The sequence below is a fragment of the Desulfobacter sp. genome, assembly GCF_050177295.1.
The window spans coordinates 1-4167 of the sequence record NZ_JBFXHE010000394.1; the positions used below are offsets into that span (position 1 = coordinate 1).

Sequence of the window (4167 nt, forward strand, 5' to 3'; positions counted from 1 at the left end):
TTATGCAAAGTCTTCAGATTCTGTTGTGACAAGCCTTACCGGCTTTAACGATGGAATACGTCTTCGCCACTGGGTCAATAAAAATTCTGTCAAAATATACAACGAGCAGAATGTTCTTAGGGTAGAAACGACTATAAATGATCCAGGTCAATTCAAAGTGTACCGTCACAAGCAGGGACAAAGTGAAAACGAATCCAAACAACGCCTTCCCATGCGTAAGGGCGTGATGGATACTCCGTTGCGGGCCTCTGTTTCTCAAGATGTCAATAATCGTTTCATGAATGACTTAGCAACTCTGGAGGAAAAAACACCGGTTAGCGATATCATGAATGAGCTGACGGGCCATATCATGAAAGACGCACATCGTTACCGTGGTCTTGACCCAGTTAGCAAAGATCAAGAGTTGATTCTTGCACTCAGCGATCCTGCATTCTTAATATCAGGATTTAACAATCAAATGATTCGAAAATTGTTGTCTGACACTTCTTTTGGGAAAGGACGCACAGACAAACAATTATCTGCAAAAGTCAGTCGTCATTTTCGGTTGCTACGAATGCACGGAATTATCCGGAAGTTACCGAATCAGAATAGGTATCAAGTAACGCTCAAAGGCACACGGCTAATCAAAGTTTTGAACGTAATATTAGCCTCATCCCTTGAAAATCTGTTAAAAATGGCCGTATGATTTTCTTGTTTTTTTTGACAGAAACTGAGGAGTAAGGCACTAAAATGGAAAATATTAAACTGGACATAAAAAAGGAGCAGGATGAAATCGGCCTCCAGCTCCATGCTTTTAACAAGAAAGCGGTAAGTGCCATTGTAATTATCAGCGTCCTTGCTGTTGCATTCGGTATAGGTGTGGTAGTGCTTATCATCCGGGGCGTTATGGTCCAGCTTGGCAGCGATCCCAGTGAAATCAAACAAATCGCCGAAAGCATTGCCAATGGCAATCTTACATTCAAGTTTGATAAAGGTGCCAAAAACAGGGGGGGGGGGGTATGCCAGCATGAAGAATATGGCCGAAAACCTTTCCGCCATGATTAAGGACATTAAGGTCGGCACCCAGACAATCGATCACTCTTCGGCTGAACTCTCAGCCGTTTCAGAGCAGATGGCTGCCAATGTCGAACAGACATCAGGCCGATCAAACAATGTATCGGCGGCTGCCGAAGAAATGGCCTTGAACATGAACGGTGTTGCGGCCGCAACAGAACAGGCCGCTGCCAACATTCAAATCATTGTGGCTGCTATAGAAGAAATGACCGCCACCATCAGTGAAATTGCAGATAATACGGCCAAGGGAAGCGAAACCACATCCCGGGCTGTTAAAACGGCTGAAGTCGTTTCAAGAAAAGTCGACGAGCTGGGCAAGGCAGCCAACGAGATCAGCAAGGTGACTGAAACCATTGCCGATATTTCAGAGCAGACCAATCTTCTGGCATTGAATGCCACCATTGAGGCAGCCAAGGCAGGAGAAGCCGGCAAAGGGTTTGCAGTGGTCGCAGGAGAGATTAAAGCGCTTGCCCAGCAGACCGCGGAAGCTACCGGTGAGATCAGCACCCGGATCAATAGTGTCCGAAATACAACAGAAGAGTCGGTTTCCGCAATTCGGTCTATCGTCGAAGTCATTAACGAAATCAATGCGATTGTTACCACAGTGGCTACAGCCATCGAAGAGCAGAGTGCAACCACACAGGAGATCTCAAATAACATCAGCCAGGCCGCCGCAGGTATTCAGGAGGTCAATGAAAATGTGAACCAGGCATCGGGGGTTGTCGCGGAAGTCAATCAAGACATCATCCAGGTGAATCAGGCGACCCAGGAAGTGAAAGCCGGCGGTCTTCAAGTGCAGGCCAGTGTCGCCGGTTTGTTTGACTTGGCCAGAGGCCTGAATGAAATGACCCTTCGGTTTGCGATCTAAATATGAAACCATCCTGCCGGGAGCAATCTGTGCCCGGCAGGACATTATGTGTGGCAGAAAATGTGGAGGGATTTCAGAATTCCGCTTTTTCCTGCCTTTACTTCAACAGGGGCCTGGAAACGTCCCGACCGTATTAAAAAATTAATTTCAGCATTTGTCCGCCTTTCGTCAGCTCCAGAAGCTTGGACCGTTTGTACATGGGGTTATCCGTTCCATATTTTCTTTCCAGATAAACTTCCCATTTTTTACATTGGCAAAATTTTTTAGGTTTGACAAACTTTTAAAAAATTTATATAAGCCTTTAAGAGTTAGTATATAAAAACAATCCTAACCTATTAAATCATATTAAATCAGGAGTATACAATGGAGTCAAATTTCCACCTGGAAACCTCAAGGAAGGGCCACGAATACCATATCAACCTTCACGGCGTCTTTGACGGTGCCTCGGCCTTTGAACTGCTTGAAGCCATTCAACAGGGAGAGAAACAGGGCCTGACCATGTTCATCGACACCACCCACCTCAGGGAAGCCCTCCCCTTCGGCCAGACAATCCTGGAATTCCACCTACCCAGAGACAGTAACCGGCAAAAACTGAATTTCACAGGACTCCGGGCCGAAGCCATTCTTCCCAAAGGCTGCCGATTTCTCGACGACTACCACAAAAAAGGGCACAAATGCACCGGGGATTGCAAGAACTGCCGATGCCGCCGTCAGGCTAAGGCAAAAAACAATATCACGCATAAAGCCTCTTAAACACTATAGCCTGACCTGAACAAACCGATGGCCAGCCGAGGGTTTTAAGACAGCCGACTGAATCCGAACCGGCTGGCCATCACAACCCAACAAAACAGAGGTAAATGATATGTTCGAAAAATTTTTTAAGTTTTCAAGCATGTGGGAAATTGAATCCCATTTCAAATGTCCGGTGGCCGGTGCCATTCTTAGCGTTGAAAAACACAGGGATATCCTGAAAAAATGCGGTTATAATGTTTCTGGGCTCAAATCCTACGAATATCATCAGATCATTATGTCCAAGCTCAACGAACGAAACAAGGTGTCAGAAAAGGTGAACAATGTCATTCGGAGCCAGGCAAAAAAATGGATGGAGATCATAGACGGCATGGATGATCAACAAATGCGGCAGATCTGGAAAGAAAATTTTGAATCCGGCCATGTGGGACCGCTGATGTATGCCATCGTATCCTATGAAGACACCACACTTGATCTGCTTAAGGATGTATACGGCGAAGTTCACATGAAAGCCCACGCCAACATGACCGGGATCTTCAATGTCCGTAAGGATCTGGCAAACAACAGGGCAGCCCTGGACCGGGAAAAAAAGAAACTTAAATTCAAAATCGGTGAAAACAAAGACCTTGTAAAACAGAGAAAAGAAGATGCAAAGCGCATTGCCGGCCTGGAAAGCGAAAATGCGCGGTTAAAAAAGCAGGTGGTCGACCTTGAACAGCGTGTTGTTCCTGAAACTCAGGACGCCAACGCCCGCATCCGGGAATTGGAGGACCGGGTTGTTGCCCTTAATGCTGAACTGACGGTGGGAACCATGGCCCTTGAAAAGAGGGAACAGGAATTCCAGGCCCAAAGCATTGAATTTGCCAGAATTCGCAAAGAAAATAAAACCATCCGCATCGAAATGGATACACTTATGACTCTCCTTAGTGATGTGGCCCCGCCCCTCTGCCAGATCGAGCCCCTATGCAGGCAAGAGGCCTGCAGCCATTACCGGCTTTGTGCCCGCAGGATTTTCATGATCGGCGGCATTACCAAGATGAAAGCCTACTACAAAGACATTGTTGAAAAAGCCGGTGGTAAATTCGAATACCATGATGGTTATATCAAAGGCGCAGGCATGGACATTGAAGCCATGGTCAAAAAGTCAGACCTGGTGATCTGTCCGGTGAGCTGCAATAGCCACAACGCCTGTATCAAGGCCAAAAAGCTCTGTAACCAGCACAAAATACCTCTTAAAATTCTCAGCAGTTCCAGTCTCTCCGCAGTCACCCAGGCAGTCTTCTCTCTGGAAGAAACGACAACCCTCAACTAATTAAGCCCCAATAGTTTAATTGTACCAAAATAATTTTAGAAGCCTTATATGATAATTCAGTAGTGTCCGGTTAGGTTCTTGCAAGGTAACTCCGATAGCATTTTTTTTATAAAAACATCATTTTTTTGTTGACAAAAGCGTTGAAAAATGACGCCCTCTTTGAAATTAGTTATTTTAATTTCAA

General features: G+C 45.7%; 5 protein-coding genes. All 5 read left to right on the forward strand.

What is annotated here, in order from left to right:
* On the forward strand, window positions 1-685 hold a 685-nt coding region (locus AB7U36_RS19720; RefSeq protein WP_428161345.1), incomplete at its 5' end, for a hypothetical protein.
* Between the two features lie 44 nt (window positions 686-729).
* Complete coding sequence (locus tag AB7U36_RS19725; RefSeq protein WP_428161346.1) at window positions 730-1044, forward strand: hypothetical protein; 315 nt, start codon at window positions 730-732, stop codon at window positions 1042-1044.
* Window positions 1007-1921 carry a methyl-accepting chemotaxis protein gene (locus AB7U36_RS19730; RefSeq protein WP_428161347.1) on the forward strand — a complete coding sequence of 305 codons (915 nt, stop codon included), beginning with the start codon at window positions 1007-1009 and terminating at the stop codon, window positions 1919-1921. The genes AB7U36_RS19725 and AB7U36_RS19730 overlap by 38 nt, the downstream gene beginning before the upstream one ends.
* A gap of 363 nt (window positions 1922-2284) precedes the next feature.
* A complete protein-coding gene (locus AB7U36_RS19735; protein ID WP_428161348.1) occupies window positions 2285-2674 on the forward strand; it encodes a hypothetical protein in 390 nt (129 codons plus the stop codon).
* Between the two features lie 109 nt (window positions 2675-2783).
* The gene (locus AB7U36_RS19740) at window positions 2784-3983 is read left to right on the forward strand and encodes a DUF2325 domain-containing protein (RefSeq protein WP_428161349.1); all 1200 of its coding nucleotides are present in this window, start codon (window positions 2784-2786) and stop codon (window positions 3981-3983) included.
* The last annotated feature ends 184 nt before the right edge of the window (window positions 3984-4167 follow it).

What these genes read in the sequence shown, in the direction of transcription:
- AB7U36_RS19725 (WP_428161346.1), top strand. Translation starts at nt 730, where the DNA reads ATGGAAAATATTAAACTGGACATAAAAAAGGAGCAGGATGAAATCGGC.
- AB7U36_RS19730 (WP_428161347.1), top strand. Translation starts at nt 1,007, where the DNA reads ATGAAGAATATGGCCGAAAACCTTTCCGCCATGATTAAGGACATTAAG.
- AB7U36_RS19735 (WP_428161348.1), top strand. Translation starts at nt 2,285, where the DNA reads ATGGAGTCAAATTTCCACCTGGAAACCTCAAGGAAGGGCCACGAATAC.
- AB7U36_RS19740 (WP_428161349.1), top strand. Translation starts at nt 2,784, where the DNA reads ATGTTCGAAAAATTTTTTAAGTTTTCAAGCATGTGGGAAATTGAATCC.